The sequence below is a fragment of the Mangrovimicrobium sediminis genome, assembly GCF_004745945.1.
GTDB classification, from domain to species: Bacteria; Pseudomonadota; Gammaproteobacteria; order Pseudomonadales; family Halieaceae; genus Mangrovimicrobium; species Mangrovimicrobium sediminis.
Genome location: NZ_SRLE01000007.1, coordinates 335896 through 352164, shown reverse-complemented (window position 1 = coordinate 352164; position 16269 = coordinate 335896). Strand labels below are relative to the sequence as shown.

Here is a 16269-nt window from a genome sequence, read left to right as displayed (position 1 = left end):
ACCAGATCAGCAGCCATGTCACAAGCCTTATCACCCGAGAGTTGGGCCAATTACTGGCGCGGCAGCGCCGCGGCGGACGCCTTTGCCGAGGGTGGCGTCAACCACCCCGCGGTGAGCGGGTTCTGGCAGATGTTCCTCGACGAGGGCCTGCTCGCCCCGGGCCAGCGCGTGCTGGAAGTGGCCGCCGGCAGTGGCGATCTCTCCTACCGCCTGTACGACCGCTTCGGTGACGCCCTGGACTATTTCGCCCTGGATTACTCCAACCTGGCCCTGGACCACCTGCGCCAGCGCGTGCCCGGCGCCACTGTGTTCGCCGCGGATGCCGCGCGGCCGCCGCTGGCCCCCGGCGCCTTCGACGCGGTGCTCAGCCAGTTCGGCGTGGAATACGCGGGGGACGATGCCATCGTCGGCCTCGCCGAGCTGGTCGCCCCCGGCGGCTGCATCGGCCTCGCGCTGCACTGCACCGGCAGTTCCATCCATGCCGACAGCAACGCCAGTTGCCACGTGCTCAATGCGTTCCAGGAACTGGGTTTCCTGGATACCGCGGCGGCGGTGTTCGCCGCCGGCCAGCACGCCCTGCAGACCGGCGAGACCGCCGACTACCAGCACAAAGCCGCTGGCCTCAGCCTGGTGCTGACCCAGGTCGACGGGCTCTGTGAACGCATCAAGGGCTGCTCGGCAGCGCTCACCATCAGCCGCATCGCCGACGACGTGGTCAGCCTGCACGACAGCCTGGAGCGCCAGGACTGCGCCGCCATCCTCGCCTGGCTGCAGCGCCTGCAGGATGAGATGGGTCCCTACCGCGAGCGTTTCCAGGCCATGTGCGACGCGGCGCAGACACCCGAGCGCATCGCCCGAAGCTGCGCCGCCTTCGAGGCGCGCGGTTTCAACATCGTATTCAAGGCGCTGTTGCGCACCGGCCCGGACGACGATCCGGCGGGCGTCGGCCTGATCCTCCAACGACAATAATCGACGAATAATTCAACAGGGGTGTGAAGCCCCGGGGAGACCTGCATGCCGCAGTCAGATACCGAAGCCATCGTCCAGTTGCTCAACCTGTACGGCTTCGCGGTGGACACCCAGCGCTGGTCGCTGTTCGACCGCATCTTCACCGAGGATGTAGAGGCGGACTTCAGCGAGCCGGCCCACTGGCATGACCGGGAGAGCTTCAAGCGCGATTTCGGCGCCTTTCACGACCCCTTCGACAGCACCCAGCACTGCATGATGAACCACATGGTCGAGGTCGACGGCGACACCGCCCACGCCTTCACCTACGGCACCTGGCGCCTGCTGCGCAAGGCCACCGACGGCAACCCCCTGTGGGACGGCAGCGGCTGGTACGACGACGCCCTGGTGCGCACCGCCGATGGCTGGCGTATCCGCCACCGGGTGTGTCGTATCGTGTGGTGGGTGGGCAACCCGCAGGTCAACGAGACCATTCCCGGGGTCAGCTTCAAGCTCGATACCACGGTACTGCGCGGCGAGGCGGACGCCGGCCGCGTCGGCTTCCTGCGCGCCATCGAGGGCAAGTAGCCGCGCCGGGCTGCCCGCGTCGGCGGATGCTCAGGCCACGTCGAAACGCTGGTTGTAGAAGCCAAAGCGCTGGCGCAGGGCGTCCAGGTCCAATCCGAAGGCCTCGGGCGGGGTGCGCTCCACCGCGGCCCGGCCCAGCGAGTTGTCCCGCCGCCAGGCGGCCATGCGCTCGCGGGTTTCGTCGGTAAACTCCTCGCCGAGAAACGCGTAGAGCTTCTCCATGGTGGGAAACGGGTCGGCCTGGAACGGTGCGAAGTGGATGTCGAAAAAGCGCGATTCGTTGCCGGCGTCGCGGAAGTCGATCATGCGGCGCATGCCCAACTCACAAAAATCCGCGGTCATGGCGCCGATCGCGTGCAGGTCAACGTTCTCGCTGCCGGCCTGGGTCAGTTCCAGGTACACATCCGCCACCGAGGGAATCACGTTGGCCACGTCGCGGTGGGTCATCCAGAAGCGCGCATCCGGGAACACTTCATCCAGCGCCCCGATAAACAGCGAGTGCGACGGGTTCTTCAGGCGCCAGCGGGTCGGCGGACAGCGCCACTGCAGCAGTTTCAGCACGCGTTTCACGTAGCGGTAGGTGGGCACCAGGTCCGCCTCGTGGTTCAGCCACTGCACGTAGCTCGGTATGTGCGCGAAGGCCTGGAACAACTGTGACTTGAAATCGAAGCCCATGAACTGCTGGCACTCCATGGGCCCGGTGGCGGTGCTCGGCAACATGGTCTTCATGCGCGGGAACATCTCGTCGCGCCGCGCCATCATGGCCTCGGCCTGGGCGATACGCGGGTCCGTGGCCTCGGTGGCGGTCTCCGGCGGCGGACAGGGCTGGTTGGACTCCCAGTTGCGGATGCAGCGTACCGCCGGGTCCTCGGCGAGCAGGAACGACAGCGCCGTGGAACCGGTGCGCGGCAGGCCCAGGCCGATCAGCGGGGCGACGATTTCCTGCTCGTCGATTTCCGGGTGGCGCGCATACCAGTCCTCCACCTGCAGGCGATTGGACAGCAACGCAACAATTTGCATATCCAGACCCATGCGCCCCATCGCAGTGAGGCCCGCCTCGTTGTCCACGGCCCACACCAGGCGCTCCAGTCCATCGCGGTAGCTGTCGTCGCCGAAATCGGCGAGCGCTGCGGCCTCCATGGCCTGTTGCTGGAGTTCTTCTGCTCTAGTGGTCATCTGATCATCCCCGGCGGGTAATGCTTCTGTTATTCTGGTACAGCCGCCACATGCTAGCGGCAGGGCCGGGTATTGGCAAACCGGCGCTGTCCGCATGCGGCCGGCCATAATAAGGAGTACACCATGCTGGAAGTGATTGGCTCGCGACATTATGCGGTAGACGCACAGCGCGCCTGGGAAACGCTCTCGAACTGGGGCGACGTGCGCTGGATCGCGGTCGCCGTGGGCGTCGACCTCGAGCAGACCGACGAGGGCCTGTGCCGGCGCTACCACGTGATCGGCACCCCGCCGCTGGACGAGATACTGCTGCTCGCAGACGCGCAACACATGAGCCTGCGCTACCGCATTCCGCCAGTGCCGGTAATGCCGCTGGAGGATTTTGTCGGCGAGATTCACGTCCAGGAAACCAGCAAGGGTGGCTGCCGCGTCGACTGGCGGTGCAGCTTCAACGCGGGCGAACTCAGTGAGGAGAAGGCGCTGGCCAAGGCCAACGGCAACCTCGACTACCTGCTGGACTGTCTCGGCAACCACCTGGAAAAACTGCGCGTCGTGCAGTGGGCCAGTGGCAATGTCGGCGCCAGCAGCCTGCGCGCGGTGATCGATCACCCGGCACTGCAACTGGTCGGCCTGCACGCGCACAGCGAAGCCAAGGAAGGCTGCGACGCCGGCGTGTTGTGCGGCATGGCGCCCACCGGCGTGCTGGCCACACGCGACCTCGAGTCGGTCATCGCCCTGCGCCCGGACTGCGTGCTGTATATGCCGGAGGGTTACGACGCCGACGCACTGTGCCGCATGCTCGAGGCCGGCATCAACGTGGTCACCACCCGCGGCGAGTTCTTCAACCCGGTGCGCATGAACCGCGAACTGCGCGAGCGCATCGAGGCGGCCTGCCAATCGGGGGGTTCCAGCCTGTATGCCACCGGCGTCAGCCCCGGGTTCATCACCGAGGCGCTGCCGCTGGCACTGGCCACGGTGGCGCGCCGGCTCGACTGCATTACCATCGACGAATACGCCTACATTCCCGAATCCTGCTCGACCCAGATGATCCTCGAGGTCATGGGCTACGGGCGCGAACCGACTGCCGAATTCGACCCCCACCTGCTGGCGCACATGGCGCAGTGCTTCGAGCAGTCGCTGGGCACAGTGTCGGATGCGCTCGGCATCCCCATCGAGAGCGTCGTGGCCAGCGGCGAAACCGCGGTGGCGCGCAAGCGGACGAACCTGCCCCAGGGCGGAGCGATCGAACCCGGCACGGTGGCGGCGCAGCGCATCACCGTAGCGGCGCGCCTGGGCAACCGCGATGTGCTGCGCTTTCGCGCCAACTGGTACTGCAGTACCGAAATCGACCGCGACTGGGCACTGGAGAAGGATGGGTGGCGGGTGCTGGTCGAAGGGGATGCGCCGCTGGACGTGCGCATCGGCTTCCCGCGCAGTGGCCAGCCCATCGCCGAACAGATGGCGGGCTATACCGCGCACCGTGCGGTGAACGCCGTGAGCGCCGTGTGCGCCGCGGCGCCGGGCATCTGCACTATCCTCGACCTGCCGCGGGTGGCCCCGCGGCTGGGCTGATTCAGGCGCCGCCGTAGTTGCCCGGCCTGCCCGGGCTCAACCCAGTTCCAGTGCCGGAATGCGCGCGTCGATCAGGTGCGGCCCCGGCGCCGCCAGCGCATCGCGCAACTGCTCGCTGAACGCCTCCGCGGTTTCCGCGACACTCGCCGGCACGCCCATGCCCTGCGCCAGTGCCGTGAAATCCAGGTCCGGCGCGCCGAGGTCGAGCACGCTGGCGGCCTTGGGGCCGGGCCGCCCACCGCGGGCGCCGGTGCGCGCAAACTCGAGCTCGAGGATGCTGTACTTGCGGTTGTTGAACAGCACCACGACGATGTCCAACTGCTCGCGGGCCATGGTCCATAGCGACTGTACGGTGTACATGGCGCTGCCATCGCCCTCCAGGCAGATCACCTTGCGCTGCGGACAGGCGATCGCCGCGCCCACCGCCACCGGCAGGCCGTAGCCGATGGATCCGCCCGCCTCGCTCAGCCAGTCGTGTGCCGGTGCCGTGGCGGTGGCCGGATAGCAGGCCATGCCCGAGGTGATGCCCTCGTCCACCACGATGGCGTCCTCGGGCAGGTGGCAGGCCAGGGCCTGGGCCACGCTGTTGGCGTCCAGTGCACCGCTGGGCGGCGTGCCGCGCTGCAGCGGGTAGCGCTCGGGTTCCGCATCCGCAGCGCCGAGCTGCATTACCAGCGCCTGCAGCGTGCTCTCTACGTCCTCCTCCGGTCCCGCCAGGCTGAATACTTCGCAACCGTCTGGCGCCAGCAGGCTGGGCACACCCGGGTAGGCGAAGAACGACACCGGCGCGGGACAGCCGACCAGGATCAGCTGTTCGACCGACTTGAGCTCCTCGATCGCAAACTCCGCCAGGTAGGGCAGCTTGTCGATACGCACGCTGCCGGCGCCGCGGCGCACCCGGGCGGTGAAGGTCTCGCTCATCAACCGCGCGCCGCTGACCGCGGCGATACGCCCGAGCAGTTCCCCCTGCTGTGCCGATAACTCGCGGCCGCCGGCGAGAATCACCGTGCGTTTGCCGTTGCCGAGCAGGCGCGCCGCCGCATCGATACGCGCGGCGGGGGCCGCGACCGGCAGGCTTGCACTGAGCGGCTGCGCGGGGCCATCGGGGTTGTCGCCCCAGGACACGTCCGCGGGGAGGATCAGCGTGGCGATACGGCTGTTGCCCGCCTCACGCACCGCCTCAGCGGCGTCCCCGGCGATCGCCGAGGAAGATGCAGAGCGGTGTACCCAGTGCGATACCGGCGCTGCGATACCGGCGATATCCGAGGTCAGCGGCGCGTCGTACTCAAGGTGATAGGTGGCGTGGTCGCCGACGATGTTCACCACCGGCAGGTGCGCCTTCTTCGCGTTGTGCAGGTTGGCCACCGCGTTGCCGAGTCCGGGACCGAGGTGCAACAGGGTGGCCGCGGGGCTGCCGCGCATCGCCGCGTAGCCGAGGGCCGCGCCGCTCACCACCCCCTCGAACAGGCACAGCACGCAGCGCATGCCGGGCACCTCGTCGAGGGCCGCGACAAAATGCATCTCGGAGGTTCCCGGATTGGTAAAACAGACATCGACGCCGCTGTCGACCAGCGTCTGGATCAGGCTTTGTGCGCCATTCATCACTCGCTCCTTTCCTCGGGTGGCGCGCTCGCGCGCGCCGACAGCATAGACCTTTCACGGGCCGCCGTGTACCGTAGCGCCGAGTGCGAACCACCGCCGCACGCGGCCGATGCCGAAGGAGCGTACAGCATGGATACCGTGACCGCCCTGCGCGAACTGATCGGGGAGAAAGCGGTGCTCGACGCCGCCGAACTGGCCGAACGCCCCGCCGGCATCTGGCGCCCGGACAAGCTGCGCGGCGAGGCGCTGGCCCTGCCGCGCACCACCGCCGAAGTGGCCAGCGTGTTGCGCTGGTGCCACGCCCACGGCGCCCGGGTGGTCACCCAGGGCGGCCTCACCGGCCTGGTGCACGGCGCCGACACCGAACCCGGCGACGTGATTCTCTCCCTGGAGCGCATGCGCGAGATCGAGGTCATCGACCCGCGGCAGCGCTGCGCCACGGCGCAGGCCGGGGTGCCCCTGCAGGCCCTGCAGGAAGCCGTCGAGCCCCACGGCCTGATGTTCCCCCTGGACCTCGGCGCCCGCGGCAGCGCGACCCTCGGCGGCAACGCGGCGACCAATGCCGGCGGCAACCGGGTGATCCGCTACGGCATGATGCGCAACATGGTGCTCGGCCTGGAGGTGGTGCTGCCCGACGGCATTGTGCTCTCCGATATGAACTGCCTGATCAAGAACAACGCCGGCTACGACCTCAAGCACCTGTTCATCGGTTCCGAGGGCACCCTGGGCGTGATCACCCGCCTGGTACTGCGCCTGTGGGAGGCGCCGCTCAGCCACAACATGGCGCTGGCCGGGCTGGAGAGCTTCGACGCGGTGGCCGCCCTGCTCAAGCACATGGATGCCAACCTGGGCGGCACGCTCTCCGCCTTCGAGGGGCTGTGGCGGGATTTCTACCGGCTGGTCACCACCGCGCCCGCCCAGGGCCGGCCGCCGATCGCCGGCGACTATCCCTACTACGTGCTGCTGGAGTCCCAGGGCGCCGACCCGGAGTTGGATGCCCAGCGTTTCGAGCGCGCCCTGGAGTCCGCCTTCGAGGCCGGCCTGCTGGCGGACGCGGCAATCGCCCGCTCCGAGTCCGACTGCGCGGATTTCTGGGCGCTGCGCGACGACGTCGAGCAGGTCTTCAACGGCGGCTTCCCGCTGGTGTTCGACATCTCCCTGCCCATCGCCGAGATGGAGGGTTACGTCGACGGCCTGGCCGCCGCCCTGCCCGCGGCCATCGGCGAACACAAGCTGTGGGTGTGGGGCCACCTCGGTGACGGCAACCTGCACCTGGCCATACAGGTGCCGGTGGAGGCGGCGGAGCGCCTGCGGCCGCTGGCGGAGGAACAGGTCTACGCCCCGCTGGCCGCCTTCCGCGGCTCGGTTTCCGCCGAGCACGGCATCGGCCTGGAGAAAAAGCCCTGGCTGCCGGTGAGCCGCGCGGCGGGGGAAATCGCCCTGATGCGCTCGCTGAAGCAGACGCTGGACCCGCAGGGCCTGCTCAACCCGGGCAAGATCTTCGACCCCGCCTGAGCAGTATCGCGAATCACGGCCTCCGGGGGTAAAGCGCGAGTGTTTGCGCGGGGCTGAGACTGCGGGGCAGCGTCGGGTTCAGGCCTGCCCGGCGGCGACCGCGGGAAAGCGCAGGCTCACCTGGGTGCCGCCGCCCTCGCGCGGGGTCAGCGCAATGCTGCCGTCGTGCGCCTCGAGAATCTCCCGCGCCAGGGCCAGGCCGAGACCGGTCCCGCTGCGCTTGGTGGAGTAAAACGGCAGCAGCGCCTTCTCCATCGACTCGGCGGTCATGCCCTGGCCGCGATCGCGCACCTGCAGCGCCGGGCAGCCGCCCTCCTCCACCCAGTGCACGCTGACCTCGCCGGCGCTGGAACCGGCCTCCAGCGCATTCTTCACCAGGTTGATCAGCACCTGCTCGATCTGCGCCGGATCGAAACTGCCGTGGCTGGCGGGGTTTTCCAGTGCGTAGCGGCAGTCCAGCGGCGCGCACAGCGATGCCAGGAAGGGTTCGACCTCCACGCGCTGGATGGCCGGGGCCGAGAGCTTGGCGAAACGCGCATAGCCGGCGATGAAATCGTCCAGGTGCCGCGCGCGGTTCTCGATAGTGTCGAACACCCGGGCCAGGGGCTGGGTATCCCCCTGCTCGGCGAACTGCCGCCCGGAGTGCGCCAGGGAACTGATCGGCGCCAGGGAATTGTTGATCTCGTGGCTCATCACGCGGATGACCTTCTTCCACACCGCCGCCTCGCGACGGCTCAGTTCGCGGGTCATCTCGCGCACCAGCACCAGGTGGTGGATCTGGCCGTTGAGGTCGAAGCGCGTGCGCGACACGTGGTAGCTCTCCGGCGCCGCCTCCGGGCCGAAGCTGCACAGGGTCTCGCCCTCCTGCTGCAGGGCCTCGCGCAGGGATTCCGGCAGTTGATCGGCGATCTGCTCCAGTGCGTGGCCGGCCAGGCGGCCGCCGTGGCCGAACCACTGGTTGGCCATGACATTGGAGAGCACCACCCGGCCGGACTGGTCGCACAACAGCACCGCCATCGGGCTGGCCTGGATCACCGTCTGCAACAGCAGTTCGCGCTGCACCAGGTGATGCCGCTCGCGGCGCAGCAGTTCACCGACCGAGTTCAGCTCCTCGGTGAGCGCCTGTAATTCGGGCACATTGGAGCTGCGGATGGAGAGCGCGAAATCGCTGTCGCGCCAGCCGGCGATCATGCTGGACAGCGCGCGCACCTGGCGCCGGTAGGGCGAGCTCTCGGCCCAGTGCGCCAGCACCGCCACCGGCACCAGCCAGGCCAGCGACAGGATCCACTGCCAGGGCGGTTCCAGCAGGTACCACAGCGCGCCGAAGCCGACGGCGCCGAAGGTCAGCAGGCCCAGCCACTGCACGATTCCCCTGATGACAGCTCTTTTCACGACAGGACTTTCATTACAGGACTTTCATGACAGTGCTTGCATGACAGGCGGCAGCGGCACTGCTCAGTGCAGGCCGTAACGCTCCATGCGCCGGTACAGCGCCTGGCGCGAAAGACCCAGCTGCTGTGCGGCGGCAGACACCACCCCCTCGGCACTGAGCAGGGCCCGCTCGATCTCCTCACGGCTGGGCTCGCGGCGCGCGCTGCGCAGGGTAACCGTCGCCGCGCTCGCGCCGGGCAGGCCGAGGTCGGCGACGTCCACCACGGCGCCGCTGCACAGCAGCTTGGCCCGGGTCACCGCGTTGCGCAGTTCGCGCACGTTCCCCGGCCAGTCGTGGGTGCGCAGTGCCTCCTCGGCGGCGGGGCTGAAGCGTTTGTCCGCGCCGAGGAAATGCCGCGCCAGGGGCAGGATGTCCTCGCCGCGCGCGGCCAGCGGCGGCAGCGCCAGTTCGATCACGTTGAGGCGGTAGAAGATATCCTCGCGGAACTCGCCGGCGGCGATCATCGCCGGCAGGTCGGCGTTGGTGGCCGAGACCACCCGCACATTGGTCTTGCGCGTACGGTTGGAACCCAGGCGCTCGAACTGCCCGGTCTCCAGCACGCGCAGCAGTTTCATCTGCCCCTCCAGGGAGAGGTTGCCGATCTCGTCGAGGAACAGGGTACCGCCGTCGGCGGCCTCGAAGCGGCCCTCGCGCGCCTTGGCTGCGCCGGTGTAGGCGCCGGCCTCGGCGCCGAACAGTTCCGCCTCGATCAGGTCGCGGGGCAGCGCGCCACAGTTCACCGAAACAAACGGCCCGTCGGCGACCCGCGAGTTGGCGTGCACCAGTTCGGCGATGCGCTCCTTGCCGGCGCCGTTGGGGCCGGTGATCAGCACCGGTACATCCGCGCGCGCCACCTGGCAGGCCAGGCGCACCACCTGCTCTGTAGCCGGGTCGGCGAAGACCATGCCGGCGAGGTTGAATTCCTGCGCCAGCGCCGCCTGGGCCGCGTGCTGTTTGTCGTGCAGTACGCGCAGCTTGCGGTTGGCGTCGCCTAGCTCCAGCAGGTTGCGCACGGTGGTGACCAGCTTGGCGTCCTCCCAGGGCTTGCCCAGGTAGTCCGCGGCGCCGGCGCGCACCAGTTCCACGGCGGTCTCCAGGCTGGTCCAGGCGGTCAGCAGCACCACCGGGATGTCCGGGAAGCGTTCGCGGATGGCGCCGAACAGGGCCACGCCCTCCTCGCCGGAGGTGGTGTCGTCGCGAAAGTTCATGTCCTGGATGACCAGGTCCACCGGCTTGCGGGCCAGGGCGGCGAGTCCCGCCTCCGGGTCCGGCGCCGCCACACAGGCCCAGCCCTGCAGCGCGAACAACAGCTCGAGCGCCGTGCACACGGCCTCGTTGTCGTCGATTACCAGGATGGTCTTGCGCATACTCGCTGCTTACCTGCCTTACACACTGCGGGTGGCGATTGCCGGCGGAATGGCCGCCGCGCGCAGCGCCGGCACACAGGCCGCCGCGATGCCCAGCACCAGCAGACCCGCGGCGCCGCCGACCAGGAACGCCCAGGGCAGGCGGTCCACCCCGAAGGCGCTCACCAGCCAGTTGTTCAGCGCCAGTGCCGCGACGATACCCACCGCCACGCCCATGGCGCTGATCAGGGCGTTCTCCACCAGGAAGTAGGCCAGGATGTTACCGCGCGTGGCGCCCAGGGCGCGGCGCGTGCCGATCTGCCGGGTGCGCTGCGTCACCCAGAAACTCACCAGCCCGACGATACCCAGTATGTTGACCAGCAGCAACAGCACGACCACGGTGATCAGCATGCCCGCCATGGCGCGGTCGCCGCGCAGGAAGCGCTCGCGAATCTCCGGGAAGGCGTTGGGCTCCATCACCACGCGCTGGGTATCGAGCTCCGCCAGCTCCGGCTGGATGTTCTGCAGCAGGTCGGCAAAGGCGCCGGGCTCGCTGCGCACCGCGTAGATACCGAAATTGGCGATCACCGGCACCTTGGGCACGTACACCACGTGGTCGAATATATCCGAGGACAATCCCTTCCAGGGCGCCTTCACGCCATCCACGATGCCGACGATCTCCGCGGAGAAGCGGTCGTTCTCCGCGCCATTCCAGACCAGCCGCCCGAGGGCCTGTTCCGGACGGTCGATCTCCGGATACAGGGCCAGGGCCGCGGCGGCGCTGACGATCACCGCCGTCGAGCGCAGCTCCTGGTCCATGCTGTAGGGTTCCACTTCCGCCTCGCGAAAGGCGCGCCCGGCGATCAGGTCCAGGCCCAGGGTCTCGACCAGGGTTTCGTCGGCGAAGTAGATCGCGGTGTCGATGCTGCGACCGTCCAGCGCCTCCTGGGCCTCGACCTCGGTGGACCAGCCGGACTGCGTCAGGGGCAGCGTATTGGTGGCCATCGCCGAGACCACACCCGGGCGCTTGCGCAGGTAATCGAGGTCGCGGTGGATGGTCGCCAGGGTGGTCTCGAAGTCCGAGGCGAAACCCGCGCTGTTGAGGGTGAGGATGTGCTCCTCGTCGACGCCGGCCTCGATGCGCAGGTTGGCCAGGCGCTCGTCGATGATGTACAGCGCATTGACCACGATAGCCAGGGTCAGGGCCACCTGCAGGCCGATCAGGATCAGGCCGACGGGGTTGCGCAGCACGGTGGAGAGAATCGGGCGAATTTCCATGACAGCGCTCCTACTGGGTTTTCAACTGGGTGGCGGGGGCGACACGGCAGGCGCGCCAGGCCGGATACAGCCCGGCGAGTAGCGCGGCGAGCACCGAGACCAGCAGCGCAAACAGCAGCAGGCCGGCGTCCAGTTGCGTCAGCACCGCCATGTCGGGGGACACCTTGCGCACCACCGCCAGGCCCAGCCAGGCCAGGCCCACACCGGCGACCGCGCCGCCGACACCGAGCAGGCCTGACTCGGCGAGGTACTGGCAGAACACCTGCGCGCGGCTCGCGCCCAGCGCGCGGCGCACGCCGACCTCGCCGGAGCGGCGCAGGAACTTGGCCAGCATCAGGCCCACGGTGTTGAGCAGGCACACCACCAGGAAGGCGAAGGACAGGCCGAGCTGGATGTGGGCGTCGTCCGCCACCACCCGCTGCGCCTCGAGCCAGCTCATGACATCGTCCAGCCGGTTGTTGAGGGGCCGTTCGAAACGCCCCAGGGTCTTTTGCTCGCGCACGTAGTTGTCGAGGAAGTCCTGGTAGGCCTCGCGCTCGGCGCGGCTGTCGAGCTGCACCCAGGTCGCGACCCACACACACTCGGAATCGAGGTAGCCCTGGTAGGTATCCTCCGGCGGGTTCTTCCAGCAGCTGTTGTTGCCCATCGGGCGCTTCTGCAGGTGATCGTTGAGAGTGAAGGGCAGGTAGTATTCGTCGGCGTCGCCGAAGGCACTGGCATTGATCACGTCGTAATAGCGCGGCAGCGGGTCAAAGGTATCCAGCACGCCGACCACCGTGTATTCCTCGCCGTCCAGGCGCAGCTTGCGGCCGACGCTGTCCTCGCCGCCGAACACCTGCTCATTGAGCTCGCGGGAGAGCACGATCACCGGGCTGCGCGCGGCATCCTGCTCGCGTGTCCACGGCCCTCCGTAGAGAAACGGCGGCTCGAACATGGGGAAGAAATCGCTGTAGGTGAGGCGGCCGACGGAGAACAGCGGCTTGATATCCGGGTTATCCGGTTGCACCGCCACACCGATGCGGAACATCGCCGTCTGGTAGCGCGCCCTGCCCGCCTCGGCCAGAAAGCGCGCGTCGCGGTAGGTCATCTGCGAGGGCGGCACGTTGGGCTCTTCCCAGGGCTGGTCCGCGCTCCAGTTGTCCAGGCGCACCGCATGCAGGGCATCGCTCTTGTGCGGGATCGGGTTGCCTGCCATGGCGTGGAAGATGGCGTAGCAGGTCATGAAGGCGCCGATGCCCAGGGCGATGGCGATCACCATCAGGCCACTGAGCCAGGGGCTGCTGCGCAGGCTGCGCGCGGCCAGCCAGAGATAGTAACGGGTCATGCGCGTGCCCTCCTCAGGCGCTGGCTACCGCGGCACCCACGGGGGTGCCGGCAAAGCTGCTGCTCAGGTCGGTGACCTGGCCGTCGATGATGTGCACGTTGCGGCGCGCGCGGGCGGCCAGTTCCGGGTCGTGGGTGACCATGATGATGGTGGTGCCGGCGGCGTTGATACCCTCGAGGATTTCCATCACCGCGCGGGCCATGGCGCTGTCCAGGTTGCCGGTAGGTTCGTCGGCGAGCAGGATGCGCGGCTCGCCGGCCAGCGCCCGGGCGATGGCCACGCGCTGCTGCTGGCCGCCGGACAGTTCCGCCGGGAAGTGCCGGCGCCGCGAAGCCAGGCCTACCTGTTCCAGGGCCGACTCGATGCGCCGGCGGCGCTCGCTGGCATTGAAACCGCGGTAGCGCAGCGGCACGTCCACGTTGTCGAACAGGTTGAGGTCCGGGATCAGGTTGAAGCCCTGGAAGATAAAGCCCAGCTTTTCGTTGCGGATGGCGGAGCGGCGGCGGTCGGAGAGTCCGGAGACCTCGATGCCGTCGAGTTCGTAGCTGCCGCCGGTGTGCTCTTCCAGCAGGCCCGCGATGTTCATGAAGGTGGTCTTGCCCGAGCCGGAGGGCCCGGTGACGGCGACGAACTCGCCCTCCTCCACGTGGATGCTGAATTCGCGCAGCGCGTGGGTCTCCACCAGGTGCGTGCGGTACACCTTGCTCAGGTTGTTCATGGTCAACATGGTCGGGTCCTTCGGTCAGTCGCTAAAAATAGGGAATTCGGGTCAGCGCAGGCGCACGCGCTCGGCATTGCGGAACTGCGCCATGCTGGAAATCACGATGGTGTCGCCGGGGGCCAGGCCGTCGAGCACCTCGACGTCGCTGACGCTGGTCAGTCCCGTGGTGATCTGCACACGCCGGGCATAGTCGTCCTCCACTACGTAGGCGATACGTCCGGCGCCTTCATCGACAAACGGCCCGCGGGTCACCATCAGGGTGTCGCGGTGCTCGTCCAGCAACAGGCGCGTGCGCAGGCGCTGGTTCTGGCGCAGGCCCTGGGGCAGCTCGCCGTCGAAGCGGATACGCGCTGCCACCTGGCCGGCGACGATCTCCGGGGAGATTGCAGTGACTGTACCGGGCAGCTCGTCCGTGCCCACGCGCACCACGGCGGCCATGCCCGGCCCCAGGGTATCGGCGTAGATTTCCGGCACGTCCGCCTCGACTTCCAGTTGGCTGAGATCGACCACGTTGAGCAGCGCGGTGTTGTCGGCCACCGAGGTCTTGTCCGCCACCAGCAGGCTGCCGACCATGCCGGCGATCGGCGCGCGCACCTGCAGGCGGCCGTAGACGCGCTCCAGTTCGGCGACCAGCAGGCGCTGCTGTTCCAGTTCCAGCTCGCGGGTGCGCTGCTCGAACTCCCAGGCGCTGCGATTGAGCGTGGTCTCCTCGCCGGCGTGGTCGAAGGCGATCTGCGCGCTGCTCCACTCGTCCTTCGCGCGCAGCAGGTCCACCTCGTTGATGGCGCCCTTGTCCCAGGCCTGCTGGTTGCGCTGGTACTCGCGCTTGGCGGCATTGAGGGCGACCTCGGCCTGGGCCAGGTCCTTGCGCGCGGTGAGGTCGTTCATGCGGTTCTGGATGGCCTGGCGCTTGACGTCGATGTCCAGGCGCTGCAGCCGCGCCTTTTCCTGGGCCAGTTCGTTGGCCAGTTGCGGGCTGTCGATCTGCGCCAGCACCTGGTCCTGTTCCACGTAGTCGCCCGCGCGCACCGCGAAGCTCACGGTGCCGGCCACCGGGGCGTACAGGGCCGGGCTGAACCCCGCCACCACGCGGCCGTTGACCGAAACGTCGCGCACCAGGTCGCCGGCGCGCACCTCGGCCAGGCGCAGGCGCGCGCTATCCACGCTGACCTCGGCGCGCAGCCAGGTGGCCAGGGCGGACCCGGCGAGGACCAGGCCAGCGAGTGCGGCGATGGCGGTCAGCGCGATGCGTTTGCGGCGGCCGCCGCCGGTGGCGAGCGTGATGTCCTGGGCTGAGGTGTCCTTGATCACGGGCTTACCAGGTGGTTGTGCAGGATTGGACACAGGTATCGAGCGCGCCACCGCAGCAGGAGATGGCGGCCAGGCCCAGTACCGTCGCCGCGAACAGCAGCAGGTAGACCGGCAACGCGCGCTGCCAGGGCAGGTTGTTCTCGCGGGTGACCAGTTCGGGCATGGGTGGCAGTCCTCGTTTTCGCGTTTGCAGTTGGCGTTGCGAGGATGGATTGCAGGAGGCGTGCCAGGGTGCACGCCCGTCCTGAATGGAAAACATTTTCTATCTATTTAAATTTTATATATCAATAGTTTGAATTATTATTTTAATGTATTTTAGATGTTTTAAGACGCCGCCAAATGCCACCCCGGCAAGCGCACCGGACAGTCCGCCACCCGCCCCGCCGGACAGCCGCCGGACACATCGGACACTGGCCGGGGATTCCCTGATCCGGCACCCTCCACCCCCGGGAAAGCAGCCGGGCGCCCTCCGGGAAGGGTTGTAGCTCAGCGGCCGCGCTGCATGACGCGCGCGCGGTACTGCCGCGGGGATTCCCCGGTCTCGCGCTGGAACGCCGCGGAAAAGTTGGACGGCGCCGAGAACCCGACATCGAAGGCCACCGACTTGACGCTGTCACCGGCGGCGAGCAGGCGCCTGGCGTGGGCGATGCGCCACTCGGTGATGTATTCGCCTAGCGACAGGCCCTTGCTGGCGCGAAATGCGCGTGAGACCTGGCGCACGGAGAGGTTGCACAGCTCGGCCAGCTCCTGCAGCGACGGCGGGCGCGGCTCGCCAGCGACACGCTCCTCGATCAGCCGGCAGTTGCGCGGCGACAGGCCGCCGCGGATTTTCTCCTCGCGCAGGCCGCCGAGATAACGGGACACTTCCAGCACCAGTTGCCCGGTCATCATCTCCAGCATCTGCTCGCCGCCAAAGCCGGGGTTCTGCAGCTCCTCCCCCAGGTTGAGCATCAGCTGGCGCACGCGCGGGCTGCGGATGTCGAGCAGCTTTTCCAGTGGGCAGCCGGGCCAGTCGGGCTCATCACCCACCCAGGCCTGTACCGCCCCGGGTTCGAGCGTGCAGCGCACCGAACGCTGCCGGCTGAAACTGGCCACGCAGTGCGCCGGTTCGTCCGGTGGCAGCATGGAGACGGTGCCGAAGCGGGCATAGCGCTTGCGACTCCAGCGCTCGGTAAAACAGGCGTGGGAAAACCCGTTGGCGGGCAGGAAGCACAGCTGCAGCAGGTAGGAGGACTGGCAGCCCTCCATATCGAAGGGTTTGTCCGAGTGGTAGGTGGCGATGCTGACGCTGGCCTGTTCGCCGGTGTACTCGTGCTGGGTCGTGAAATCCGTGCTGGTAGAGCGCATAGGGTAACCCTGTCCGTCCGCCTCACGCTGCGCGACATGCGGGCCAACTGCTGTGGGTGCCGGCCCGACGCGTGCCCGTTGCCGGACGCTCTGCGCTGCGACCTGCCCTGCCGAC

The 16269-nt window shown here is 68.2% G+C and carries 14 protein-coding genes; 4 read left to right on the top strand and 10 right to left on the bottom strand.

The genetic code is table 11. The features are described 5' to 3' along the window. Window positions 1-15 precede the first annotated feature (15 nt). Entirely contained in the window at window positions 16-969 is a 954-nt protein-coding gene (locus E4634_RS11100) for a class I SAM-dependent methyltransferase (protein WP_135443846.1), read from the top strand. A 45-nt stretch (window positions 970-1014) separates the two neighbouring features. Continuing rightward, window positions 1015-1533 (top strand): nuclear transport factor 2 family protein, encoded by a 519-nt coding sequence (locus E4634_RS11095; RefSeq protein ID WP_135443844.1) that lies wholly within the window; start codon window positions 1015-1017, stop codon window positions 1531-1533. A 30-nt stretch (window positions 1534-1563) separates the two neighbouring features. Here E4634_RS11095 and E4634_RS11090 read toward each other — a convergent pair whose 3' ends face one another. Beyond that, complete coding sequence (locus E4634_RS11090) at window positions 1564-2709, bottom strand: sulfotransferase family protein (protein ID WP_135443842.1); 1146 nt, start codon at window positions 2707-2709, stop codon at window positions 1564-1566. A gap of 123 nt (window positions 2710-2832) precedes the next feature. Between E4634_RS11090 and E4634_RS11085 the strand changes: the two genes are divergently transcribed. Beyond that, the gene (locus E4634_RS11085) at window positions 2833-4278 is read left to right on the top strand and encodes an SRPBCC family protein (RefSeq protein ID WP_135443840.1); all 1446 of its coding nucleotides are present in this window, start codon (window positions 2833-2835) and stop codon (window positions 4276-4278) included. A 36-nt stretch (window positions 4279-4314) separates the two neighbouring features. Here E4634_RS11085 and E4634_RS11080 read toward each other — a convergent pair whose 3' ends face one another. Then, complete coding sequence (locus tag E4634_RS11080) at window positions 4315-5880, bottom strand: acetolactate synthase large subunit (RefSeq protein ID WP_135443838.1); 1566 nt, start codon at window positions 5878-5880, stop codon at window positions 4315-4317. Between the two features lie 129 nt (window positions 5881-6009). Here E4634_RS11080 and E4634_RS11075 point away from each other — a divergent pair, with 129 nt between their 5' ends. Next, window positions 6010-7395: an FAD-binding oxidoreductase gene (locus E4634_RS11075; RefSeq protein WP_135443836.1), complete on the top strand. Its 1386-nt coding sequence runs from the start codon at window positions 6010-6012 to the stop codon at window positions 7393-7395. Window positions 7396-7473: 78 nt separating this feature from the next. Here E4634_RS11075 and E4634_RS11070 read toward each other — a convergent pair whose 3' ends face one another. The 8 genes from E4634_RS11070 to E4634_RS11040 all read right to left on the bottom strand — a co-directional run bounded on the left by E4634_RS11070 (window position 7474) and on the right by E4634_RS11040 (window position 16154). Further along, on the bottom strand, window positions 7474-8787 hold the full coding sequence (locus E4634_RS11070) for an ATP-binding protein (protein ID WP_135443834.1): 1314 nt from the start codon (window positions 8785-8787) through the stop codon (window positions 7474-7476). Between the two features lie 63 nt (window positions 8788-8850). Next, a complete protein-coding gene (locus E4634_RS11065) occupies window positions 8851-10194 on the bottom strand; it encodes a sigma-54-dependent transcriptional regulator (protein WP_135443832.1) in 1344 nt (447 codons plus the stop codon). An 18-nt stretch (window positions 10195-10212) separates the two neighbouring features. Beyond that, window positions 10213-11451, bottom strand: a complete 1239-nt coding sequence (locus E4634_RS11060; protein WP_135443830.1) for an FtsX-like permease family protein — start codon at window positions 11449-11451, stop codon at window positions 10213-10215. A gap of 10 nt (window positions 11452-11461) precedes the next feature. After that, complete coding sequence (locus tag E4634_RS11055) at window positions 11462-12775, bottom strand: ABC transporter permease (protein WP_135443828.1); 1314 nt, start codon at window positions 12773-12775, stop codon at window positions 11462-11464. A 13-nt stretch (window positions 12776-12788) separates the two neighbouring features. Beyond that, window positions 12789-13502 (bottom strand): ABC transporter ATP-binding protein, encoded by a 714-nt coding sequence (locus E4634_RS11050; protein ID WP_135443826.1) that lies wholly within the window; start codon window positions 13500-13502, stop codon window positions 12789-12791. Window positions 13503-13544: 42 nt separating this feature from the next. Next, window positions 13545-14807, bottom strand: a complete 1263-nt coding sequence (locus tag E4634_RS11045) for an efflux RND transporter periplasmic adaptor subunit (protein WP_167854862.1) — start codon at window positions 14805-14807, stop codon at window positions 13545-13547. Between the two features lie 4 nt (window positions 14808-14811). Next, entirely contained in the window at window positions 14812-14970 is a 159-nt protein-coding gene (locus tag E4634_RS21475; protein WP_167854861.1) for a hypothetical protein, read from the bottom strand. Window positions 14971-15293: 323 nt separating this feature from the next. Further along, window positions 15294-16154 (bottom strand): AraC family transcriptional regulator, encoded by an 861-nt coding sequence (locus tag E4634_RS11040; RefSeq protein WP_135443822.1) that lies wholly within the window; start codon window positions 16152-16154, stop codon window positions 15294-15296. Between the last annotated feature and the right edge of the window lie 115 nt (window positions 16155-16269).

What these genes read in the sequence shown, in the direction of transcription:
- E4634_RS11100 (WP_135443846.1), top strand. Translation starts at nt 16, where the DNA reads ATGTCACAAGCCTTATCACCCGAGAGTTGGGCCAATTACTGGCGCGGC.
- E4634_RS11095 (WP_135443844.1), top strand. Translation starts at nt 1,015, where the DNA reads ATGCCGCAGTCAGATACCGAAGCCATCGTCCAGTTGCTCAACCTGTAC.
- E4634_RS11090 (WP_135443842.1), bottom strand. Translation starts at nt 2,709, where the DNA reads ATGACCACTAGAGCAGAAGAACTCCAGCAACAGGCCATGGAGGCCGCA.
- E4634_RS11085 (WP_135443840.1), top strand. Translation starts at nt 2,833, where the DNA reads ATGCTGGAAGTGATTGGCTCGCGACATTATGCGGTAGACGCACAGCGC.
- E4634_RS11080 (WP_135443838.1), bottom strand. Translation starts at nt 5,880, where the DNA reads ATGAATGGCGCACAAAGCCTGATCCAGACGCTGGTCGACAGCGGCGTC.
- E4634_RS11075 (WP_135443836.1), top strand. Translation starts at nt 6,010, where the DNA reads ATGGATACCGTGACCGCCCTGCGCGAACTGATCGGGGAGAAAGCGGTG.
- E4634_RS11065 (WP_135443832.1), bottom strand. Translation starts at nt 10,194, where the DNA reads ATGCGCAAGACCATCCTGGTAATCGACGACAACGAGGCCGTGTGCACG.
- E4634_RS11060 (WP_135443830.1), bottom strand. Translation starts at nt 11,451, where the DNA reads ATGGAAATTCGCCCGATTCTCTCCACCGTGCTGCGCAACCCCGTCGGC.
- E4634_RS11055 (WP_135443828.1), bottom strand. Translation starts at nt 12,775, where the DNA reads ATGACCCGTTACTATCTCTGGCTGGCCGCGCGCAGCCTGCGCAGCAGC.
- E4634_RS11050 (WP_135443826.1), bottom strand. Translation starts at nt 13,502, where the DNA reads ATGTTGACCATGAACAACCTGAGCAAGGTGTACCGCACGCACCTGGTG.
- E4634_RS21475 (WP_167854861.1), bottom strand. Translation starts at nt 14,970, where the DNA reads ATGCCCGAACTGGTCACCCGCGAGAACAACCTGCCCTGGCAGCGCGCG.
- E4634_RS11040 (WP_135443822.1), bottom strand. Translation starts at nt 16,154, where the DNA reads ATGCGCTCTACCAGCACGGATTTCACGACCCAGCACGAGTACACCGGC.